This window comes from Microbacterium sp. MF43 (genome assembly GCF_012847295.1).
Classification (GTDB): domain Bacteria; phylum Actinomycetota; class Actinomycetes; order Actinomycetales; family Microbacteriaceae; genus Microbacterium.
The window spans coordinates 623840-645010 of the sequence record NZ_JABBDY010000003.1; the positions used below are offsets into that span (position 1 = coordinate 623840).

At 71.0% G+C, this 21171-nt stretch carries 23 protein-coding genes; 10 read left to right on the top strand and 13 right to left on the bottom strand.

The genetic code is table 11. The features are described from left to right. Positions 1 to 28 precede the first annotated feature (28 nt). Positions 29 to 1060 (top strand): serine hydrolase domain-containing protein, encoded by a 1032-nt coding sequence (locus HF323_RS11400; protein WP_317451058.1) that lies wholly within the window; start codon positions 29 to 31, stop codon positions 1058 to 1060. Positions 1061 to 1070: 10 nt separating this feature from the next. Here HF323_RS11400 and HF323_RS11405 read toward each other — a convergent pair whose 3' ends face one another. Genes HF323_RS11405 through HF323_RS11425 form a run of 5 tightly spaced genes read right to left on the bottom strand, consistent with a single transcriptional unit; the run spans position 1071 to position 4732 of the window. Next, positions 1071 to 2165, bottom strand: coding sequence for an NAD(P)-binding domain-containing protein (locus HF323_RS11405; RefSeq protein WP_169582679.1), 1095 nt, complete (start codon positions 2163 to 2165; stop codon positions 1071 to 1073). Positions 2166 to 2202: 37 nt separating this feature from the next. Then, complete coding sequence (gene mmuM, locus HF323_RS11410; protein WP_317451059.1) at positions 2203 to 3102, bottom strand: homocysteine S-methyltransferase; 900 nt, start codon at positions 3100 to 3102, stop codon at positions 2203 to 2205. An 8-nt stretch (positions 3103 to 3110) separates the two neighbouring features. Continuing rightward, positions 3111 to 3887 carry an isocitrate lyase/phosphoenolpyruvate mutase family protein gene (locus HF323_RS11415; protein WP_169582680.1) on the bottom strand — a complete coding sequence of 259 codons (777 nt, stop codon included), beginning with the start codon at positions 3885 to 3887 and terminating at the stop codon, positions 3111 to 3113. A 49-nt stretch (positions 3888 to 3936) separates the two neighbouring features. Then, positions 3937 to 4374, bottom strand: a complete 438-nt coding sequence (locus tag HF323_RS11420) for a YchJ family metal-binding protein (RefSeq protein ID WP_169582681.1) — start codon at positions 4372 to 4374, stop codon at positions 3937 to 3939. A gap of 1 nt (position 4375) precedes the next feature. Next, positions 4376 to 4732, bottom strand: a complete 357-nt coding sequence (locus HF323_RS11425; RefSeq protein ID WP_169582682.1) for a TraR/DksA family transcriptional regulator — start codon at positions 4730 to 4732, stop codon at positions 4376 to 4378. Between the two features lie 362 nt (positions 4733 to 5094). On the opposite strand from HF323_RS11425, the gene HF323_RS11430 reads away from it, so the two are divergent. After that, positions 5095 to 5625, top strand: coding sequence for a hypothetical protein (locus tag HF323_RS11430; protein ID WP_169582683.1), 531 nt, complete (start codon positions 5095 to 5097; stop codon positions 5623 to 5625). Beyond that, positions 5616 to 6389 carry a hypothetical protein gene (locus HF323_RS11435; protein WP_317451060.1) on the top strand — a complete coding sequence of 258 codons (774 nt, stop codon included), beginning with the start codon at positions 5616 to 5618 and terminating at the stop codon, positions 6387 to 6389. The genes HF323_RS11430 and HF323_RS11435 overlap by 10 nt, the downstream gene beginning before the upstream one ends. A 1-nt stretch (position 6390) precedes the next feature. Here HF323_RS11435 and HF323_RS11440 read toward each other — a convergent pair whose 3' ends face one another. From HF323_RS11440 to HF323_RS11455, 4 genes are read right to left on the bottom strand one after another with little or no spacing between them, the layout of a single operon-like run. Then, positions 6391 to 7677 (bottom strand): DUF6716 putative glycosyltransferase, encoded by a 1287-nt coding sequence (locus HF323_RS11440; protein ID WP_169582684.1) that lies wholly within the window; start codon positions 7675 to 7677, stop codon positions 6391 to 6393. After that, on the bottom strand, positions 7674 to 8546 hold the full coding sequence (locus HF323_RS11445) for an N-acetylneuraminate synthase family protein (RefSeq protein WP_169582685.1): 873 nt from the start codon (positions 8544 to 8546) through the stop codon (positions 7674 to 7676). Before HF323_RS11445 ends, HF323_RS11440 begins: the two co-directional genes overlap by 4 nt. Then, complete coding sequence (locus HF323_RS15740) at positions 8543 to 9739, bottom strand: acylneuraminate cytidylyltransferase (protein WP_169582686.1); 1197 nt, start codon at positions 9737 to 9739, stop codon at positions 8543 to 8545. Before HF323_RS15740 ends, HF323_RS11445 begins: the two co-directional genes overlap by 4 nt. Further along, positions 9736 to 10647 carry a hypothetical protein gene (locus tag HF323_RS11455; RefSeq protein ID WP_169582687.1) on the bottom strand — a complete coding sequence of 304 codons (912 nt, stop codon included), beginning with the start codon at positions 10645 to 10647 and terminating at the stop codon, positions 9736 to 9738. The genes HF323_RS15740 and HF323_RS11455 overlap by 4 nt, the downstream gene beginning before the upstream one ends. A gap of 175 nt (positions 10648 to 10822) precedes the next feature. On the opposite strand from HF323_RS11455, the gene HF323_RS11460 reads away from it, so the two are divergent. Continuing rightward, complete coding sequence (locus tag HF323_RS11460) at positions 10823 to 11431, top strand: dihydrofolate reductase family protein (RefSeq protein ID WP_169582688.1); 609 nt, start codon at positions 10823 to 10825, stop codon at positions 11429 to 11431. Positions 11432 to 11501: 70 nt separating this feature from the next. After that, complete coding sequence (locus tag HF323_RS11465) at positions 11502 to 12434, top strand: 5'-3' exonuclease (protein ID WP_169582689.1); 933 nt, start codon at positions 11502 to 11504, stop codon at positions 12432 to 12434. Between the two features lie 12 nt (positions 12435 to 12446). On the opposite strand, the gene HF323_RS11470 is transcribed toward HF323_RS11465, so the two are convergent. From HF323_RS11470 to trpD, 3 genes are all read right to left on the bottom strand, one after another. After that, on the bottom strand, positions 12447 to 13442 hold the full coding sequence (locus HF323_RS11470) for a PHP domain-containing protein (RefSeq protein ID WP_169582690.1): 996 nt from the start codon (positions 13440 to 13442) through the stop codon (positions 12447 to 12449). A 28-nt stretch (positions 13443 to 13470) separates the two neighbouring features. After that, a complete protein-coding gene (locus HF323_RS11475) occupies positions 13471 to 13971 on the bottom strand; it encodes an aromatic ring-opening dioxygenase LigA (RefSeq protein WP_169582691.1) in 501 nt (166 codons plus the stop codon). Between the two features lie 87 nt (positions 13972 to 14058). Then, the gene (gene trpD, locus HF323_RS11480; RefSeq protein WP_169582692.1) at positions 14059 to 15120 is read right to left on the bottom strand and encodes an anthranilate phosphoribosyltransferase; all 1062 of its coding nucleotides are present in this window, start codon (positions 15118 to 15120) and stop codon (positions 14059 to 14061) included. A gap of 186 nt (positions 15121 to 15306) precedes the next feature. On the opposite strand from trpD, the gene HF323_RS11485 reads away from it, so the two are divergent. The 5 genes from HF323_RS11485 to HF323_RS11505 all read left to right on the top strand — a co-directional run bounded on the left by HF323_RS11485 (position 15307) and on the right by HF323_RS11505 (position 20336). Then, positions 15307 to 15951 (top strand): heme-copper oxidase subunit III, encoded by a 645-nt coding sequence (locus tag HF323_RS11485; RefSeq protein WP_169582693.1) that lies wholly within the window; start codon positions 15307 to 15309, stop codon positions 15949 to 15951. Between the two features lie 20 nt (positions 15952 to 15971). Further along, positions 15972 to 16775 (top strand): cytochrome c, encoded by an 804-nt coding sequence (locus tag HF323_RS11490; RefSeq protein WP_169582694.1) that lies wholly within the window; start codon positions 15972 to 15974, stop codon positions 16773 to 16775. A 34-nt stretch (positions 16776 to 16809) separates the two neighbouring features. After that, positions 16810 to 17889: a Rieske 2Fe-2S domain-containing protein gene (locus tag HF323_RS11495; protein WP_169582695.1), complete on the top strand. Its 1080-nt coding sequence runs from the start codon at positions 16810 to 16812 to the stop codon at positions 17887 to 17889. Positions 17890 to 17891: 2 nt separating this feature from the next. Continuing rightward, entirely contained in the window at positions 17892 to 19742 is a 1851-nt protein-coding gene (locus HF323_RS11500) for a cytochrome bc complex cytochrome b subunit (RefSeq protein WP_223169317.1), read from the top strand. 165 nt (positions 19743 to 19907) lie between these two features. Continuing rightward, positions 19908 to 20336 carry a rhodanese-like domain-containing protein gene (locus HF323_RS11505; protein WP_169582696.1) on the top strand — a complete coding sequence of 143 codons (429 nt, stop codon included), beginning with the start codon at positions 19908 to 19910 and terminating at the stop codon, positions 20334 to 20336. 21 nt (positions 20337 to 20357) lie between these two features. On the opposite strand, the gene HF323_RS11510 is transcribed toward HF323_RS11505, so the two are convergent. Further along, entirely contained in the window at positions 20358 to 21170 is an 813-nt protein-coding gene (locus tag HF323_RS11510; protein WP_317451061.1) for a protein phosphatase 2C domain-containing protein, read from the bottom strand. Between the last annotated feature and the right edge of the window lies 1 nt (position 21171).

Consider the following 21171-nt stretch of genomic DNA (forward strand, 5'->3'; position numbering starts at 1 on the left):
AGAGGACCGGCGATCTAGCGTGAAGACCGTGACCCACGGCGACCTCGACGTCCTCTCCTCCGCACTCGACGATCGCGCCCGCGCCGACGCGATGAGCGGAGCGATCTCGGTGGACGTCGACGGCACGCCGGTGTTCCGCCGCGCCTACGGCCGCGCCGATCGTGCACACGGCATCGACAACACCGTCGACACGCGGTTCGCGATGGCCAGTGCGAGCAAGGCGTTCACCGCGCTCGCCGTGATGTCGCTCGTCGGCGACGGCACGCTGCGCCTCGACACGCCGGTGCGGGGCATCCTGAACGAGGACCTGCCGTCCATCGACGACGCCGTCACGGTCGAGCACCTGCTGTCGCACACCTCGGGCATCGGCGACTACCTCGACGAAGACGACGATGGGAGCGTCGACGATTACGTGCTCTCGGTGCCCGTGCACGAGCTGGCGACGACCGAGGGCTTCGTGCGGGCGATCGACGGGCATCCGCAGAAGTCCGCGCCCGGGGAGCGATTCGCGTACAACAACGGCGGGTACGTCGTGCTCGCGATCATTGCCGAGCGGGCGAGCGGCGTGCCGTTCCACGACCTGGTCCGGGATCGGGTCTTCACGCCGGCGGGCCTGGCGGCCACCGGCTTCCTGCGCACCGACGAGCTCCCCGGCGACGCGGCCCTCGGCTATCTGTTCGAGGACCCGTCGTCACTGCGAACGAACGTCCTCCACCTGCCGGTGCGAGGGAACGGCGACGGCGGTGCCTTCACGACGGTCGGCGACGTGAGCACCTTCTGGCGTGCGCTCGCCGACGGGGCCGTCCTGCCCGCATCCGTCGTGGAGGACATGTGGCGGTCCCGCCGGGACGTCGAGTCGGAGGGACTGCGCTACGGGCTGGGTTTCTGGCTCGACCAGGCGGGACCCGGGATCGTCCTCGAGGGGTACGACGCCGGCGTCTCGATCCGCACCCGCTTCGACCCCGACTCGCGCACGACCGTCACAGTCGTCTCCAACACGTCCGAGGGCGCGTGGGGACCCGCCCGGGTCCTCCGCGAGTGGCTGCGCGACACGGACTGAGGCGGCAGCGTCAGGCAGCCGCGGCCGCCCGCCCGGCGACGATCGCCCGCACGGCGTCGCGACCGGCCCGGTTCGCGCCGATCGTCGACTGAGACGGCCCGTAGCCGATGAGGAACAGGCGCGGTTCGTCGAGCGAGCGGCCGTTCGCGACACGGATGCCGCCCTCCGGCGTCCGCAGCCGCAGCGGGGCGAGGTGGTCGAGAGCCGGCCGGAACCCGGTCGCCCACAGGATCACGTCGGCGCCCACGAACGTGCCGTCCGGCATGCGCACGCCCTCCTCCTCGATCTCGGTGAACATCGGATGCCTCACCAGCACTCCGCGCGCCTGCGCGCTGCGTGCCCACGGCGTCCAGTGCATGCCCGTCACCGAGATGACGCTCCCCGGCGGCAGGCCGCGTCGCACCCGCTCCTCGACACCCGCGATCGCCGCCACGCGCGCGGGCACGTCGAAGGCGTCCTCGACCCACTCCGGTTCGCGACGGGTCACCCAGTAGGTGTCGGCCACGTGCGAGATCTCGTCGAGCAGCTGCACCGCCGAGATGCCCGCACCGACGATGATCACCCGCTTCCCGGCGAACTCGTCGCGCGAGACGTAGTCCGCGACGTGGAGCTGACGCCGCCGAAACCGCCGCTGTCCGGGGTACCGCGGCCAGAAGGGGCGGGTCCAGGTCCCGGTCGCGTTGATGACGTGGCGAGCCGCCCACGCTCCCTGATCGGTCTCGACCAGCAGCCTGCCCGTGGGGTCGTCGTCCTCGCGCCGGACTGCGCGCACCCGCACCGGCCGCACCACGTCGAGCGCGTACCGCTCCTCGTACGCGGCGAAGTACGCGGGCAGGATGTCGCGGCTCGCCGCTCCCGGGTCGGCGGGTGGCACGGCGAACCCCGGCAGCTCGTGGATGCCGTTGACGGTGCCCATCCGCAGCGACGCCCAGCGGTGCTGCCACGCACCGCCCGGAGCCTCTTCGGCGTCGAGCACGACGAACGTCTCCGAGCCGGGTGAAGCCTGCCGCACCGGCGCGTAGCCGAGACGCTGCAGGTGGTACGCGGCGGACAGCCCCGCCTGTCCGGCGCCGATCACGACGACGTCGGCGGGGCGGGGCTGCATGCTCGTGACAACGCCTGCCGACCCGACCGGATTCCCGTCAGCCGCCGCCCACCGCCTGCGCGATGCGCGCGATCTCCTCCGGTCCGACGCGGCAGCAGCCGCCGACGAGGCGCGCTCCGGCGTCCACCCACGCGGACGACGCCGCGTGCGCCGGAGCAGCATCGCCCGCCCACGATCGAGCAGCGGCATCCCACTCCTCGCCGCTGTTCGGGTAGGCCACGAGGGGAAGCGCCGACGCCGCGCGCAGCTCGGCGAGCGCGGGAGCGACGTCATCCGCCGCGCAGCAGTTGACGCCGATCGCGATCACGCCGCTCGTCGAGCCGGCGATGGCGGCGGCATCCGTCAACGACTCCCCCGTGCGCAGGCGCCCGCCTGCGACCGTCATGCTCACCCACGCAGGGACGCCGAGCCCGTCGAGCTCGGCGCACACCGCCTCGACCTCGGTGAGCGACGGCAGGGTCTCGACCGCGAGGACGTCGGGCTCCGCAGCCGCGAGCGCGTGCAGGCGGGGTCGGTGCCAGGCTCGCAGCGCAGCGAGGTCGAGGCCGTCCTTACCGGTGTACTCGCTGCCGTCCGCGCGGCTTGCGCCGAAAGGCCCGACGGATGCCGCCACCCACGCCTCGTCCGCAGACAGGCCGGCCTCGGCGCGCGCCTCGCGGGCGAGGTCGACGCTGCGGCGGAGGAGCGCGTCGACATCGTCGAACCCGGCCGCGGCGAGCCCGTCGGCGCTGACCTGGTACGACGCGGTGATCGCGACGCGGGCCCCCGCGCGGAAGAAGTCGGCGTGGGCCGCGCGGATCTCCCCCGGATCCTCCGCCAGCAGGCGCGCCGACCACAGATGCGAGGAGAGGTCGTTCCCGCGGGCCTCGAGATGGGTGCCGAGACCGCCGTCGAGCACGACGGGTCCTCGCGCGAGGGCGCGCTCGAAGGCGGTCACGACCGGGATCAGTTGAGCGTGCGCGTGGACGCGGGGATGACGCCACCGCGATACAGGTCGGCGGCGACATCCTGGAGCGCGGTCAGCGCGACCCGCTGCGTGGTCGGCCCGTACGAGATGCGGGCGACGCCGAGCCCCTCGTACTCGGTCGAGCTGAGGGCGCCCGGGAGCCCGATGACGCTGATCTTGCGCTCGCCGATCCCGTCCACGAGGCGGCGCGTGACGTCGGCGTCGAGGATGCCCGGAATGAACACGAGGCTGGCGCCGGCGTCGAGGTATGCGCGCCCGCGCTCGATGGCGTCGGCGATCGATTCCTCGACCGGCCGCCCGCCGCCGCGGACGAACGCGTCGGTGCGCGCGTTGAGGACGAACGGGATGCCCTCGGCTTCCCCGGCCGCGACGACGGCGCGCACGGCGGCGACGGACTCGTCGAGCGGCTTGAGCCGGTCCTCGACGTTGGCGCCCACGACACCCTTCGCGATCGCACGGCGGACGGTCTCTCCCGCGTCGCCGTGGCCGTCATCGAGGTCGGCCGTCACCGGAAGGTCGCCGGCGGCCTCCACGATGCGGCCGACCATGTCGAGCATCGTCTCGAGCGGGATCTGACCGTCGGCGTAGCCGTAGGTCGCGGCGATGGAGTGCCCGGCGGTGGCGATCGCGCGTGTCTCGGGCAGCGCGGCGATCGTGCGCGTGGACACGGCGTCCCACACGTTCACGACGCGAAGGATCTCGGGGGCGGCGTGGAGCCGCTCGAGGGACTGAGCTTTCTCGGCCTGAGTGGTCATGGATCCACGGTATCGGCGGCGCGCAGGCACGAGGGCCGTGCGGACCGGGTCAGCGAACGTTCCCGTCGACGTACCACCAGCGCCCGCTCTGCCGCACGAAGCGGCTGCGCTCGTGCAGCACGCCCCGCTCGCTCCCGTGCCGCCAGGAGGCACGGAACTCGACGGTGCCGCGGGAGTCCTGCGGACCGCCGCCGTCGACGGCGACGATCTCGAGGCCGCTCCATCGCCGAACGGGGTCCAGGTCGAGGTCGTCGGGTCGGGTGCCCGGATGCCACGTCTCTGCCAGGTACCGCGCGTCTCCTGCGACGAAAGCGGTGTAGCGCGAGCGCATGAGTCGTTCGGCCGAGGGAGCAGGGCTTCCGCCCAGGAGCGGCGCGCAGCATCGCTTGAAGGCGTCGCCGCTTCCGCACGGGCAAGGAGCGTGACCGGCGGGTCGGGGAAAGCGCGGATCACCCGACGGGAGCAAGGCCGCCGCACCGAACGACACGTCAGCCTCCCGCCCGCGTGGCGCAGTCCACGCACCGGGTCGCGGCGGGGCGCGCGATCAGTCGTCCGATCGGGATGCGGCCACCGCAGTCGACGCAGCGCCCGTCGTCGCCCGCGGCGACGCGCGCCACGGCGGCGTCGATCTCGGCGAGCTCCCGGATCGCGGCGTCGCGCAGTCCTTCCAGCCGCGCCCACTCGGTGGACAGCGTCACACCCTCGGGATCGTGCTCGTCGTCGGCGTTGTCGGCGCCGCGGTCGGATCGCAGTTGAGCGATGTGGTCGTCGAGACGACGGAGACGCTCGACGGCTTCACCGTGCAGGGCGCCCAGCTGGGAGGAGCGGTCGTCGAAGGAGGGCATCGCATCGAGATTACGTGCCCATCCGACAGCCGGCCTACGCAGGATGGTCGGCCGTTGCCGCGCCGAGAGCCGCAGCCCGTTCACAGTCCATTGGTGGGATCATGGAGGTGTCTCCGCGAGGTCGGACCCTCCCCCACAGGATCGATCGGCGATGCGGACCCGACGGCACGATTCGCACCGGGACCCCTCCTCGTGCTCACCCCCAGGGACACGAGGGGCGGCCTCATCGAGTCGCCCAGAGCCGGCGGTCACGGGCCCCCACGCGATCGCCGGCTCCTCCACGCCTCGGCTCGACACGCATCGGCCGCCGGTGATGTGGATAACGGCGAAGCGGGTAAGCGCTTGGCGGTTAGCGTGGAGGTGTGACCTCGCGCCCTTCACGACTGGCCCTCACGGTGTTCGTCGCCGTCGGACTGCTCGCCGGATGCACGCCCCAGACTGTCGACGCCGAGCCGGCGCCGGCCTTCACCAGCGACGCCGAGGCGTTCGCCGCGGCTGAGGCGACGTATCGGGCGTACGTGGACGCGCTCAACGACGTCGATCTCAGCGACCCTGAGACGTTCGAGGCCGTCTATGCCTGGACGACGGGCGAAGCCAACGCGGAGGCGCGAACAAGATTTAGCGAGATGCACGCCAGTGGCTGGACAGTGGACGGCGGGAGCCTTGCGCGGACCGTCGAGCTTGCGTCAGTCGACTCCGACACTGTAGCGCTAAATGTCTGCCTTGACGTGTCGGGCGTAACGCTCGTCGATGCGGACGGAACGTCCGTGGTGAGCGACGATCGTCCGGACGTGCAGAGCATGCTTGTCACACTCCATCTCACGGGGACCAGTTCAACTGGCTTGCTAATCGCGGACTTCAGTGGTCGCGATGGAGGACCGACGTGCGGTTGAATCTCTCGATTCTCCTCGGCGTCGCTCTCGGTGTCGGCTCCCTCTCTCTCGCCGCACCGGCGATGGCGGATGACTGCGACTTCAGCGGTTGGCAGAGCGAGTGCGATGTCTCCAACTCCGGCTCGCACGTGGACATCTCCGCGGGTCTGAATCGCCCCGGCTCGCCTCCGCCCCGAAACGACGCCGCACCCCCGCGATCCAACGCCCCCGCCCCCGGCCCGGTCGAGCCCGAGGAGTGCACCGGTCTGTGCCGCGACAGCTACTCCGTCGCAACGGTCCCCGACCTCACGCTCGCCGATCTCGCGTCGTTCCGGCCCGCCCGTCCGTCGCTCAGCGGCGAGCCCGCGGGCTTCGGCGTCGTCGGCATGCCGGCGAACCTCGTGGCCACGGCGTCCGAGCAGACGATCCCGGGCACCGTGCTCGGCTGGGACGTGACGGTGCGTTTCACCCCCGTCGCATTCGCGTTCGATCACGGCGACGGCACCTCCGCGGTCGCCTCGACGGGCGGGGCCACGTGGGAGGACCTCGGCCAGGCGCAGTTCACCCCCACCGCCACCAGCCACGCGTACGGGCGCCGGGGCACCTACGACGTCTCGGTGACCGTGCGGTACGAGGCATCCGTCGACTTCGGCAGCGGCACGTGGCGACCGGTCCCGGGCTACGTGACCGCGAGCGCGGGCGGCTACGCGGTCGAGGTCGTCGAGGTGCGCACCGCGCTCGTCGAGCGGACGTGCCGCGAGAACCCGCGCGGCCCCGGCTGCTGACTCACCGCACCTCGACGCGCACGCCGCGCAGCCGCTGCACCGCGCGCGCGGCTTCTCGCGCGGGAACGCCGACGGCGAGCGCAGCGAGGCCTCCGACCGATCTGTCGTGCGCACCGAGCACCGACTTGCGCTCCCACGCGTCCCGGACGGCACCGCCGCGCCGCACGAGCGGCCGCCGCGGCGCCAGCAAGCCCGCGCGCCGCGCGTCGATCAGACGCCGAACCTGGTCGGTCCAGTCGTCCGCCGCAGAGTCGTGGAAGTAGTTGTCCTCGAGCCACGAGGCATCCGGGATGCGAAACCGCCGCGCCACGACGTCCTGCTCGCCTCCCAGCAGTCCGGCATCGGCCAGCACCTCGTTGATGAGCTCGGGGCCCACACCGAAGGTGTCGAGCGCGATCACCGGCACGCCGAGCGCCATGGCCTCGACCGCGGCGGTCGAGCTCACGGTGACCAGCCCCTCGGCCGATGCCAGCGCCCGCCCCATCGCCTGCGTCGAGATCACGAGGTTCCGCGGCAGGGGGCCGAGCGTCGCGAGAAGGTCGGGATAGCTGTCGCGCTCGGCGTGCGTCTGCTGCTCCCCCGCTGACGCTCGCAGCTTGACCACCACGCGCCGGCCGGGCTCCGCTTGCGCCGTGCGCACGAGGAGCCGGGCGACCCGCAGCCGGTCGGCCCGCTCCGCCGGCACCTTCGCCTGCGGAGCGAACACGAGATCCGTTCCGCCTACGGCGCGCGAAGGACCGTCGCCCCGCCGCGCGAACGGGAGCGTCGCGAGCGCGAAGCGCTGCGGCATCCCCCGCTCCCGAGCCAGCGCCGCGAACTCACGACGTTCCCGGTGCGAGTGCAGCACGAACAGGTCGCACTGCGTGCGGTAGGCGATCGCCTTCCGCGTCGCCGGGATCGAGATCCCGGGCAGGCCGGTCACGATCACCGGCCGCGGGTCGGACCTCGCCATCTCGCGGGCCAGCACGCGCACGAGCGGTCCGCGTGCGGCGAGCAGCACGGCGTCGGGCGCGAGGGCCCGCAGTGAAGGGCCCAGCCGCTCCCACGTCACGCGCGTCACCCGGGCCCGCGGCAGACTGCTCCCGCTGAGCGCCGCACGCAGTTGCGCGTCGGAGACCGCCAGGGGCGTCTCGAGTACGAGCAGCGAGGCATCCCACCCCGCTTCGAGCGTGCCGACGAGCGCGGCAGCCCACTTGACGTACGAATCGGTGTCGGCGATGGCGACGATCCGTCGCGGCGCACCCGCCCCCGGTCGGGTCGCATTCCCGCCCGCGCGCGGCCCGCTCACGCCGGAACGCGACGCAGCTTCGCCATCGGGGCGAGCTCGCCGGGGTACACGCGCTTGACCCCGTCGCCCAGCGCCGCCTCGATCACGCGGATGTCGCGCACCAGGTGGTGAAGTCCGGCGGGCTCGAGCGAGGCCGCATGATCGGAGCCCCACATCGTGCGGTCGAGCGTGATGTGCCGTTCGACCGCGACGGCTCCCAGCGCGACAGCGGCCAGCGAGATCTGCAGGCCCCGCTCATGGCCGGAGTAGCCGACCGGCACGCCCGGGTAGCGGTCGCGCAGCGCCGGGATCATCCGCAGGTTCGCCTCGCCCGGCTCCATCGGGTACGTCGACGTCGCATGCATGAGGAGCAGCCGTTCCGTGCCGAGCACGCCGATCGCGGCGTCGATCTGCTCGATCGTCGACATCCCGGTCGAGAGGATCACCGTCTTGCCGGTGTCGCGCAGGGCGCCGAGCAGCGCGTGGTCCGTCAGCGACGCCGACGACACTTTGTGAGCCGTGACCCCGAGGTCCTCGAGGAACGCCACGCTCGGCTCGTCCCACGGCGACGCGAACCACTCCAGGCCGCGCAGCAGAGCGTGGTCGGAGATCTCGATGTACTCGTCGCGGTCGAACTCGACGCGGCGTCGGTAGTCGAGGTACGACATGGTTCCCCACGGCGTCTCGCGCGGGATGTCGCGCATGTGCTCGGGCGTCGCGAGCTCGGGGGTGCGCTTCTGGAACTTCACCGCGTCGGCGCCGGCGTCGGCGGCCACGTCGATGAGCTGCTTGGCGAGGTCGACGTCGCCGTTGTGGTTGAGGCCGATCTCGGCGATCACGTAGGCGGGTCGCCCGCCTCCGACGACGCGGGATCCGATGGTGACGGTCATGGTGCCTCCTGAGGGGCGGTGCGAGGGGTGACGGATGCCTCGGCCCGCCCCGCCAGCACGCGGTCGGCGAGATCGCGCACGGCGCCCGCGCCGCCGGGGCGGTCGAGCACGAGGCGGGCGGCGGCGAGGACGAGCGGATGCGCGTCAGGGACGGCGATGGGCCAGCCGACGAGGCCGAGGCACGACAGGTCGTTGACGTCGTTGCCGACGTAGGCGATGCGCGACAGCGGGATGCCGCGGCCACCGGCCCAGGTCCGGAGCGCCTCGCACTTGTCGTCGACGCCCTGGGCGACGTCGACCCGCAGCTTGCGCGCCCGCGACGTGACGACCGGGTTCTGCTCGGTCGACAGGATGAGCACCGGAACTCCCGCCGAACGCAGGAGCGCCACCCCCATGCCGTCGGACCGGCTGACAGTCACCGCCTCGGTGCCGTCCTGCGCGACGGTCGCGGAGTCGTCGGTGTGCACGCCGTCGAAGTCCGTCACGACGGCGTCGACGTCGATCGTGCCGGGGCGGTCGATGAGCGGAGCGAGGGCCTGGGCGATCTCGAGCTCCGCCGCCGTGTCGATCTCGATCGCCGTGCGCTCGGGCACCTCGGCGATCCCGATGCTCCCGAAGAACCGGTGCCCCATCGCGCGGAAGCCGGCCGCACGCAGCACGTAGAACGCGCCGGTCTCCAGATAGTGCGGGTCGCGGTCCTGCCGGCGAGGCCGGACGCTCGCATCGTGGTTGAGAGCCCGGGCGGCCGAGCCGGCGGCCTTGCTCCACAGGAATCCGTAGGTCTCGACGGCGGAGAACACGCTGTCCCGGCGGCGCGACCTCACCAGCAGCACGGCATCGTGCAGCGCGGGCACATCGATGAAGGGCGAGGTCGCCTGCAGGAAGGCGATCACGCCGACATCCACCCGGCGCTCATCGAGCACCTCCAATGCGTGCAGCAGCGCGCTCTCGGAGGTCGCCTCGTCTCCCGCCAGCACGCCCGGCCGGAGAATGACCTCCGCACCCCACTCCGCGGCGACCGCGGCGATGTCGTCGTCGTCGGTGGACACCACGACCCGGTCGATCGACGGGCACCGCCGCGCGGCGTCGACGGCTCGCGCGACGAGAGGGATTCCGCCCACGCGCCGCAGGTTCTTGTGCGGTATCCCCTTCGACCCGCCGCGCGCGGGAATGATCGCGACGACCTCGCTCACGCGGCTCCGCCCACCCTGACCGGCCCCGAACCGACGCGCACCGTCGACCCCGTGCCGTCGAGCACGAGCGGCAGCGTCGTGGTGGTGCTCGACGCGAGCGTCCGCACGTCGAGAGCGCCCTGCGCACCGGCGAGGACGAGCTCGACGGGCAGATCCGTCCGCCGGATCGCGAGCCCGGGGATCCCCGCCACCGCCGCCAGCTGCGCCGGAGTCTCCCGCCGATGCGGCAGATAGACGGCGGGGCCGGGGGCCGAGGCATCCGTCACCCACGCGACGTAGTCGTCGAGGGTCATGCGCCCGTCGACCGGCTGGGCGCTGCCCAGAACGATCCGTCCGCCGAGGGCGGGTGCCGCGGGCGCGCTCTGGCGGGTCCAATCGAAGTGGTGACGACGGATGCCGAACCCGCGGTCCTGCAGGGCATCCCGTCGCTCGGCGCCGAGATCGAAGGCGGTGAAGAACGCGGCACGCCGCGCAGCCGCGCGCCGCAGCACCGCCACGTGCGCGATCGGGGCGAGCCGCGTCGTCAGTCCGCGCTCGGCCACGCCCGGCCGTGCGTACTCGCGGCGCCCCAGCAGCGCGTCGGCGTACGCGACCGCGTTCGCGCCGTCGTCGAGGAACGTCACGCGATGCGGCCGGAGGACGGATGCCGCGAGCCGGAACTGGCCCGAGAAGCCGTCGCCGACGAGCCAGTGCCCGTGGCGCGCCAGCAGCGCGAACGGGATGCCGAGGTAGGGCTCCATGTCGCCGAAGCGAGCGCCCCGCTCGAGCAGCTCGTCGGCGGTGGCCGACATCTGCGCCGTGAGGCGCCCGGCGACCGGGACGGTCGTGCGGTGCGCGGCGGCCCACTCGGCTGCGCCGACCAGCTGGAGGGGTGACTCCACCCACGCGATCACATCGTTGCGAGCCATGTCACCTCCTGCCGCGGCCGTCTCCTCACGATGGACGGCCCCTGTGAACGAACAGGCGCACGCCGGTCGTACGCCGCGCGACGACCAGGTGAACGGACGGTGCCGTGACCGCGCCGCTGTCCGCCGTGACACGGAACGGGTGGCGCAGCGGCTCGGCGACCGGCAGGGTGGGCGCATGACACGAGTCACCGCAGACATCGCCGTCTCCGTCGACGGCTTCTCCGCCGGGCCTCACCAGAGCGAGGAGAATCCCCTGGGCGAGTCCGCCCAGAGCGCCCTGCACTCCTGGATGTTCGATCACGCCGACGACCACCGCGAGGAGCTCGACGCGATCCTCGAGGGCCGCGCCTACGTGATGGGGCGCAACATGTTCGGCCCGATACGCGGCGAGTGGACGGGCGACTGGCGCGGCTGGTGGGGGCCCGAGCCGCCGTACCACGGCCCCGTGTTCGTGCTCACCCACCACCCGCGCGAGTCCGTCGAGATGGACGGCGGCACCACGTTCCACTTCGTCACGGACGGACCGGAAGCCGCCTTGGAGCGGGCCCGCGATGCGGCCGGCGACGGCATCGTCTCGATCGCGGGCGGCGCCGACACGTTGAACCAGTTCCTCGCGCGCGGGCTCATCGACGAGCTCCGGCTCCACATCGCGCCCGTCACGCTCGGGCTCAACGGCCGCACCGACGTCGTGCGTCTGTTCGACGGGGTCCCGCCGCTGGCCCTCGACCCGGTGCGCGTGCGGTCCACGCCGCACGTCACGCACGTCACCTACCGGCTGACATGACCGGGGATCGGATGCCGCGGCATCCGTCCCTCCTCTGCCGGCGCCGGCGACGCGTGCCAGGATGAACGACGTGACCGACCGCCTGATGCTGCTCGACTCCGCCTCGCTGTACTTCCGCGCGTTCTATGGCGTTCCCGACACGGTGCGCGCGCCCGACGGAACGCCGGTGAATGCGGTGCGAGGGTTCCTCGACATCATCACGAAGCTCGTCACGACCTACCAGCCGACGCACCTCATCGCATGCTGGGACGACGACTGGCGTCCGCAGTGGCGCGTCGACCTCATTCCGACGTACAAGACGCACCGGGTCGCCGAGGTGGTGGCCGTCGGCCCCGATATCGAGGTCGTCCCCGACCCGCTCGAAGCGCAGGTGCCGGTGATCCGCGAGACGCTCGGCGCGCTGGGCCTCGCCATCGTCGGCGCCGCCGAGCACGAGGCCGACGATGTGATCGGCACCCTCGCGACGCGTGCCGCGCTGCCGGTCGACGTCGTCACCGGCGACCGCGACCTCTTCCAGCTCGTCGACGACGGGCGCGACGTCCGGGTCATCTACACCGCCCGCGGCATGAGCAATCTCGAGATCGTCACCGACGCGACCGTGGTGACGAAGTACGGCGTGCTCCCGTCGCAGTACGCCGACTTCGCGACGCTGCGCGGGGACTCCTCCGACGGGCTCCCGGGTGTCGCAGGCATCGGCGAGAAGACCGCCGCAGGACTCCTCGCTGCCCACGGAGACCTCGCCGGCATCATCGCCGCGGCCGAGGCCGGCGAGGGCATGTCCGCACGTGTGCGGGCGAAGATGCTGGCCGGCGCGCCGTACCTGGAGGTCGCTCCGCAGGTCGTGGCGGTCGTGCGCGATCTCGACCTGCCCGAGGTCGACGCCACACTGCGCCCGCTCGACGAGAAGGGGAGGGCGGATGCCTCGGCTCTCGCCGAACGCTGGGCACTGGGGGCCGCGATGAACCGCATCGTCGAGGCGCTCGACCGCGTCCGCCGGGCCTGACCTGCCGGCGGATCAGCGCTCGCGCCCGGTCCACTCGCGCAGCCGCTCGAGCGGCCATGTCGTGACGATCCGATCGGGGGGCACGCCGATCTTCTCGGCACGCGCGGCCCCGTGGTCGATGAGCGAGAGCTGCCCGGGCGCATGGGCATCGGAGTCGATCGAGAAGAGGCATCCGATCTCCAGCGCCATCGTCATGAGGTCGTCGGGCGGATCCTGCCGCTCGGGGCGGGAGTTGATCTCGACCGCGACGCCGTGCGCGGCGCACGCCTCGAAGACGGGCCGGGCGTCGAAGGTCGACGGAGGCCTCGTGCCGCGAGAGCCCTCGACCAGGCGACCCGTGACATGGCCGAGCACGTCGACGTGCGGATTCGAGGCGGCCGCCACCAGGCGCCGCGTCATCGGGCCGCGCTCCATGCGCAGCTTCGAGTGCGCCGACGCCACCACGATGTCGAGCTGGTCGAGCAGGTCGGGCTCCTGATCCAGCGCGCCATCGTCGAGGATGTCGACCTCGATGCCCGACAGCAGCGTGAAGCCGTCACCGCTCATGCCGGCGACGACCTCGAGCTGATCACGCAGCCGCTCGGGCGACAGGCCGTTGGCGACGCGCAGCCGGGGCGAGTGGTCGGTGAGCGCGAGATACTCGTGACCGAGCGCCCGGGCCGCGGCGACCATGAGATCGATCGAGGTGAGCCCGTCGGACCAGTCGCTGTGGGAGTGGAGGTCGCCGCGGAGGCTCCCCCGCAGTGCCGAGGCCGGCTGTACGCCCGCGCGCTCGCGCAGATCGGCCAGGTACGACGGCACTCCGCCGCCCAGCGCCTCCTGGATCACGGCGAACGTGGAATCGCCGATCCCTTTGCGGCGGCGCAGGGATGGGGCATCCCGCAGCTGCTCGTCGCTGAGGCCGACGATGGCGTCCGCCGCCGCGCGGAACGCCTTGGACTTGTAGCGCGACGACCGCTCGCGTTCCAGCAGCGTCGCGATCTCGGTGAGGGCCTCGTGCGGATTCATGCGCGCGAGGCCCGAACGGCTGGCGTCGTCACGTGCCTGCACTCACGGCCGAGCGCTTGACCACTACGGGCACGGCGGCCAGCCGGTGGATCGCCCAGCCGAAGAGGATGGCGAGGACGCCCATGCCGGCCGCGAACAGGGCGACCCCGTAGGCGACGACGGAGGTGTACAGCGAGGCGCGGAGGAAGGACGCCTGCATCACGGTGGCGCGCACCGGGTCGTCCTGGGGCAACTCGGCGTACGTCTTCCCGCCCGATGCCTCGAGGGCGTGCTTGTTGATGACGTCGGCCTGGATGTAGGCGGTCACGGGGCCGGTGACCTGCTGTCCCTGGAAGGCCGCTGCATCGTCGGGGATCGTGATGTTCTCGGCCGTCAGCTGCGTGGTGACGCCGATCCACGCGATGATGGCGACGACGACCAGCAGCACGCCCCCGATGATGCCGAGGATCCCCACCGCCTTGACGAATCCGACGCTCTTGGCGGGCGGTTCGATGACGTCTGCGGTAGCGGCGGCGGTCTGCTGGGTCATGGCGTCCTCCAGGCGAGCGGTCGGTTCTGCGCCACGCTAGCGCCGCCGTGCGACGACGCGTAAGCCCCTCGCCGTGAGAACGCCCTGTCAGGCACCGAGATCGCGCGTGACCTGGACCCAGCGGTCGAGCGTCGTCGTGGCGGCGCCGGAGTCGATCGCCTCCGCCGCATCATCCCGCGCTTCGGCCAGGCGCTCGAGGATCGGCCGCTGGACCTGCGCGGCGTCCCGGAAAAGGCGGTAGGCCACGATTCCCGCGGCGGCATTGAGCAGCACGATGTCGCGCACCGGCCCCTCCTCACCGCCCAGCACGCGGCGCACGACCGCGGCGTTGTGCGCCGGATCCCCGCCGAGCAGGTCGTCGATATCGGCCAGCGGGATGCCGAGGTCGCGCGGGTCGAGGTCGTGCTCGTGGATGTCGCCGCGGCTCACTTCCCACAGCCGGCTGTGGCCCGTCGTGGTGAGCTCGTCGAGGCCGTCGTCGCCGCGGAACACCAGCGCCGTCGCGCCGCGGGTGCGGAAGACGCCGGTGATGAGCGGGACCCGGTCGAGGTGCGCCACGCCCACGGCGTTCGCCTCGGCGCGGGCCGGGTTGCACAGCGGGCCGAGGAAGTTGAAGACGGTCGGCACGCCGAGCTCGCTCCGCGTGGGACCGGCGTGCTTGAAGCCGGGGTGGAAGGCGGCCGCGAACGCGAAGGTGATCCCCGCGCGAGACAGTGCCTCGGCCACCGCCTCGGGAGGCAGGGACAGGTCGACGCCGAGGGCGCCCAGCACGTCGGACGACCCCGACGACGAGCTCGCGGCCCTGTTGCCGTGCTTGACGACGGGGACGCCGGATGCCGCCGCGACGAGCGCCGACATGGTCGAGACGTTGACGGTTCCGAACCGGTCGCCACCCGTGCCGACGATGTCGAGGACGGCCGGGTCGACGCGCAGCGGCAAGGCCGCCTCGAGGATGGCGTCGCGGAAGCCGACGATCTCGTCGACGGTCTCCCCCTTGGCCCGCAGCGCGACGAGGAATCCCGCCAGCTGCGAGGGCGTCGCCGCGCCGGACATGATCTGCCGCATCGCCCAGGTCGACTCCGAGACGCTGAGGTCGCGTCGGTCCAGAAGCGTGGTGAGAACGTCCGGCCAGGTGTACAGCTCCGCCATATGCAGAAGCCTATCGACCGCAGCGAATCGCAATCGTTTCGTGACACTCCATCCCGCCGAGGGCGGTTCCGGGTCTTCACCGCGACTTCACGGCCCGCTCCCGGACTTCTCTTAGGCCCCCCTAAGTCGCGATCCAGCCAAATAGGTGGCCCCCGATGCGAAACTCGTGCCCCTGAATCGGCCATAATGGGGAGCGTGACGACCTCCTCAGCGACCTACGCCCAGGCCATGCGGTCCGTCAAGCGGCCCGACCCGGTCGCCGTCGGCACCATCGTCTGGCTCGGCAGCGAGGTGATGTTCTTCGCGGGCCTCTTCGCGATCTACTTCACCCTGCGCAGCACCTCGCCCGAACTCTGGGCCCAAGAGACTGCCCTGCTGAACATCCCGTACGCGACCGTCAACACGATCATCCTGGTGCTGTCGTCCGTCACGTGCCAGATGGGTGTGTTCGCGGCCGAGCGCTTCCAGCCCTACACCGTGAAGTCGAACAGCTTCTGGCAGCGCTGGGGCATGGTCGAGTGGTTCTGGCTGACCTTCGCGCTCGGCGCGATCTTCGTCTCCGGCCAGGTGTGGGAGTACGCCCAGCTCGTCGCCGAGGGCATGCCGATCGACGCGAACTCGTATGCGTCGGCGTTCTACCTCACGACCGGCTTCCACGCGCTCCACGTCACCGGCGGTCTCATCGCGTTCCTCCTCGTGATCGGCCGCGCCTACGCCGTCAAGAACTTCGGGCGCAAAGAGATGACCTCCTCGATCGTGGTGTCGTACTACTGGCACTTCGTCGACGTCGTCTGGATCGCCCTGTTCCTCGTCATCTACTTCCTGAAATAAGAGCGGAGCTGATTCCCGACATGGCACGTGACACCCCGCGCCGCTCGAAAGGCCGCCGCAGCCCCTGGGCGGCAGCAGCACTCATCGGCATCGGCCTGCTGATCACCGGCGGCGTCTACGCCGGCGCATCCGCAGCCGTCGCCGCGACCACGACCGAGTCGACGGTGGCCAGTGCGTCGACCGTCGAGGACGGCGAGAGGCTGTTCCAGGCCAACTGCGCGACCTGCCACGGTCTGGACGTGCAGGGCACCAACGACGGGCCGTCGCTCTACGGCGTCGGCGAGCTCGCCGTGCACTTCCAGATGAGCACGGGCCGCATGCCCCTGCAGATGCAGGGACCGCAGGCGCCCCAGAAGCCCGTTCAGTTCACCGACGAGCAGATCGCGGCGGTCGGCGCCTACATCCAGAGCATCGCCCCGGGCCCGTCCTTCCCCGACGACGAGGTGCTCGACGGCGAGGGCAACGCGTCCGAGGGCGGCGAGCTGTTCCGCATCAACTGCGCGATGTGCCACAACGTCGCCGGTGCCGGTGGCGCGCTGACCGAGGGCAAGTACGCTCCCGCGCTGTACAACACCTCGGCGCTGAACATGTATGCCGCGATGGTGACGGGCCCGCAGAACATGCCGGTCTTCAACGACATGACCCTGACGGTCGAGGAGAAGCGCGACATCATCACGTACCTGCTCTTCCTGCAGGACACCACGTCGCCCGGCGGATTCACGCTCGGCTCGCTCGGCCCCGTCTCCGAGGGCCTCTTCATCTGGATCTTCGGCATCGGCGCTCTGATCGCCATCACCGTGTGGATCACGGCGAAATCCAACTGAACTCACTGATACGCAAGAACTGACGAGGAGCAGCATGGCACACGAGGACGACCCGCTCGAGCACGAGAGGGCTTCCTGGAAGCCCTCCCCCGGGCTCGCCGTCGCGGTCACCGACCCGGTGCACAACCCGGAGCTCCCGCCGCACCGCGAGCGGATCACCGACCAGGATCCGGCCGCCATGAAGCGGGCTGTCCGCACGGTCTACACGCTCTTCTACATCTCGATCGCCGGGAGCATCTGGGCCATCGCGGCCTACATGCTCTTCCCCATCGAGAGCGGCCGGATGATCGACATCCGGAACAACAACCTGTTCATCGGCCTCGGCATCGCGCTCGCGCTGCTCGCCATCGGCATCGGCGCGATCCACTGGTCGAAGGCCGTGATGTCCGACAAGGAGTACGTCGAGCCGCGTCACGCCACGCGCGGTCGCGACACGACCCGAGCCGCGGCGATCCAGGCGTTCGCGGACGCCAACGAGGAGTCGGGCTTCGGCCGGCGGGCGATGATCCGCAACTCGCTGATCGCGGCCCTCGTCGCCTCGGTCGCTCCCGCGATCGTCCTCTTCCGCGGTCTCGCGCCTCAGGACACCCCCGAGCACCCGCACGGCGGCGACCCCGTCTACCTCCTCAGCCACACGATGTGGAAGGAGGGCACGCGCCTCGCACACGACCCGACGGGTGAGCCGATCCGCGCCGCGGACGTGACGCTCGGCTCGGCCGTGCACGTCATCCCCGAGGACCTCGCCGATATCTCGCACTCCGACGGCTACCTCGAGGAGAAGGCCAAGGCGATCGTCCTCCTCATGCGCCTGCTCCCCGAGCAGATCACCGAATCGCCCGAGCGCGCGGACTGGTCCTACGACGGCATCGTCGCGTACTCCAAGGTCTGCACCCACGTCGGATGCCCCGTCGCGCTGTACGAGCAGCAGACTCACCACCTGCTGTGCCCCTGCCACCAGTCGCAGTTCGATGTCACCGACGCCGCGAAGGTCATCTTCGGACCCGCCGCCCGTCCGCTGCCGCAGCTGCCGATCACCGTCGACGACGAGGGTTACCTGATCGCGCGCAGCGACTTCACCGAGCCCGTCGGCCCGAGCTTCTGGGAGCGTCACTGATCATGACCACCACGCACCCCTCCGAGAACCTGACTCGGGAGCCGGCGTCGTACGCAGAGCCCGCGGGCACGCGCGACAAGCCGCTCGGCGGACGTTTCGTCGGCGCCGCCTCGAACTACATCGACGAGCGCACCAGCCTGTCGGGCTTCGTCAAGGAGCTCGGCCGGAAGATCTTCCCCGACCACTGGTCGTTCATGCTCGGCGAGATCGCGCTGTGGAGCTTCGTCGTCGTGCTTCTCACGGGCACGTTCCTGACGTTCTTCTTCCAGGCCTCCATGGTCGAGACGCACTACCACGGCGCCTACCTCCCCATGCGCGGCATCGAGATGTCCGCCGCCATGGCCTCGACGCTCGAGATCTCGTTCGACCTGCGCGGCGGTCTCCTGGTGCGCCAGATGCACCACTGGGCGGCGCTCGTCTTCGTCGCCGGCATCGGCGTGCACATGCTCCGCGTGTTCTTCACCGGCGCGTTCCGCAAGCCGCGCGAGCTCAACTGGGTGATCGGGTTCATCCTCTTCATCCTCGCGATGGGCGAGGGCTTCACCGGGTACTCGCTCCCCGACGATGTTCTCTCGGGCAACGGCCTGCGCATCATCGACGGCATGGTCAAGGGCATCCCGCTGATCGGCACGTGGACCTCGTTCCTCCTGTTCGGCGGCGAGTTCCCGGGTACCGCCATCGTGGGGCGCCTCTACTCCCTGCACATCCTGCTGCTCCCGGCGATCCTCGTCGGCCTGCTGGTGCTGCACCTGATGCTCATGGTGATCAACAAGCACACGCAGTTCGCTGGTGCCGGCCGCACCAACAGCGTCGTCGTCGGCTACCCGATGATGCCCGTCTACATGTCGAAGATGGGTGGCTTCCTCTTCATCACGTTCGGCTTCATCGCGCTGATCGCGGCCCTGTTCACGATCAACCCGATCTGGAACTACGGTCCGTACGACCCGTCGCCGGTCTCGGCGGGAACGCAGCCGGACTGGTACATCGGCTTCGCGGATGGCGCTCTGCGACTCATTCCGCCGGGCTGGGAGTTCGTGTTCCTCGGCCACACGTGGTCGTTCAACATCCTGGTCCCCCTCGTCGGACTCGGCGTGTTCATCCTCGTCGTGCTGATCTACCCCTTCATCGAGGCGTGGGTCACCGGAGACAAGCGTGAGCACCACATCGCCGAGCGTCCCCGCAACGCGGCCACCCGCACGGCGATCGGCGCCGCGGGAGTCACGTTCTACGCCGTGCTGTGGGCCGCCGCAGCGTCCGACATCATCGCGACGCACTTCTGGCTCACCATGGAGGGGGTCATCCACACCCTCCAGGCGCTCCTCTTCGTCGGTCCTGTCGTCGCCTACTTCGTGACGAAGCGCATCTGCATCGCGCTTCAGCGGAAGGACCGCGAGATCGCGCTGCACGGGTACGAGTCCGGTCGCATCGTGCGCCTCCCCGGCGGCGAGTACATCGAGGTTCACCAGCCTGTCGACGACTACGAGCGCTACAAGCTCGTCGGGTTCGAGACGTACGAACCGCTGGTCGTGCGCCCGAACGCGAAGGGCCGTATCCCGTGGCACGAGAACCTCCGCGCGGCCTTCTCGCGCTGGTTCTTCGAGGACCGGCTCACGCCGGTCACCCAGGCAGAACTCGACGCGGCGCTGGCCCACCAGCACCACGAGCTCGACCACATCGCCGCGGAGGAAGACGCCGAGCTGCAGGCCGCTCACGAGCGCGCCGGCGTGCCCGACGCGCCTCACACGCCGATCGACGACGGTCGCAATTCCGAGACCGCCGTCCGTCCGTCGAACGTGATCGTTCCCGAGACCGGCGAAAAGAAACGCAATCGCGAGAAGGAGTCCAACCAGTAGGTCGGATCGATTCGATCGGATGCCCCGGCACCGCGCCCCTCGAGGCGCCGGTGCCGGGGCATCCGCCATTGGTCCCTGGGGCGCGCGACCAGGGTCGGCAGGATTCCGTGGAGGCTTGACCGCGGTGCGACTCCGACGCAGGGGCCAGGGTCGTAGCGTGGACACATGACGTCAGCTCTCGACTACTTCTCCGCCAAGCTCGCCCTCGAGACGGATGCCTCGGACGTCTATGCCGCGCAGAAGGCCGGTGGGCGCTTCGTACTCGTCGACGTGCGCGGCGACGAGGCGTGGGCGCAGGGGCGCATCGTGGGGGCAGTCCACATGCCCTACGCGCAGATCGCCGAGCGTGCGCCGCGCGAGCTCGATCCGTCCGTTCCCGTGGTCGTCTACTGCTGGAGCCCGGGCTGCAACGCGGGCGCCAAGGGCGCCCTGGAGTTCGCCAAGATCGGCTACAGCGTGAAGGAGATGATCGGAGGCTATGAGTACTGGATCCGCGAAGGGCAGCCGACCGAGAACGACCAGGGAGCACTCCCCCGCACGTTCGACCCGCAGGTGATGGTGGTACGTGACAATGCCGCGCTCGGCGGTGCGTGACCGCGTGGTCGCAGGCGCCGGTCAGGCGTATTCGAGGCCCTCGGTGAACCGCTGGGCCGCCGCACCGTAGAAGGAGGCGTCGGGCCGATCCGAGAAGGACTGCACAGCCCCGACCTCGACATCGCAGACGACCACCGTGACGTTGTCGCGCGTCCCGGCGCGGATCGCCACGCCGACGGCGGATGCGGCGGCGACCGCAGCATCAGGCGCCGACACCGCGTCGGCGATGTCGCCCAGCGGAACGTAGTCACTCAGCCCGTCGCTGCACAGCACCCAACGGTCGCCATGGCGCGCGTCGTGTTCGACGACCACTGCCCCATCGCGCTCCGCTCCCGAGAGCGAGGCCGTGATGAGGTTGCGACGCGGATGCGAGATCGCCTCCTCGGGCCCGACGAGACCCAGGTCCACGAGCGCCTGGACGTAGGAGTCGTCGCGCGTCTGCTGCGTGAGCGTGCCGGCGCGCAGGAGATACGCACGGGAATCGCCGGTGTGCGCCAGCAGCACGGAGTCGTTCTCCGATACGAAGATGCCCGTGAAGGTCGTCGCCATCCCGTGGAGAGACGGATCCCGTTCGACGTGTGCTCGCAGGTCCCAATTCGCCTCACGAACGCTGACGGCGAGCGTCTGGGCATCCACGGTTCCGATACGCCCGGCGGCGAGCCGGTGCACGAACGCCGCAGATGCGAGGTCGCCAGCCGGTCCGCCTCCGACGCCATCCGCCACTGCACCACCCCAGGGTGCCGTGAAGGCGGCGTCCTGGTTCACGGTGCGGTGAGGCCCGATGTCGGACACCGCAGCGGCGCGCAGCCGCACGCGCGAGGGGCGCAGCGCCACG